The 228-nt window shown below is 47.8% G+C and carries 1 protein-coding gene; it reads right to left on the bottom strand.

Annotation, left to right across the window (positions count from 1 at the left end; translation table 11 throughout):
* Positions 1-228: hypothetical protein (locus tag lacNas_RS14040; protein WP_211762144.1), on the bottom strand; the 228-nt coding region annotated here is incomplete at both ends.

Genomic DNA, 228 nt, shown 5'->3' with positions numbered 1-228 from the left:
TTTTCGGCTGAGGTAGGTGCCTCTTCTATGATCGTCTACCCATTCGTGGTAGATAGCGAGTTTTATTTCTTTAGTGTATTTAGTCATGAAAATAACCCCCGAAATTAGTGTCCTAATTTCGGGGGTCATATCAGGGGCGTTTTTTGCCGTGTCTTTGGCTTTTATTGCCGGTAAATATTGGCCAGCTGCTGGGCCAGGTCCGGCTGCTTGAGCTCGATCTGCGGGACC

Source organism: Lactobacillus nasalidis (genome assembly GCF_016587775.1).
GTDB lineage: Bacteria > Bacillota > Bacilli > Lactobacillales > Lactobacillaceae > Lactobacillus > Lactobacillus nasalidis.
This window is presented reverse-complemented; position numbering and strand designations above follow the sequence as displayed.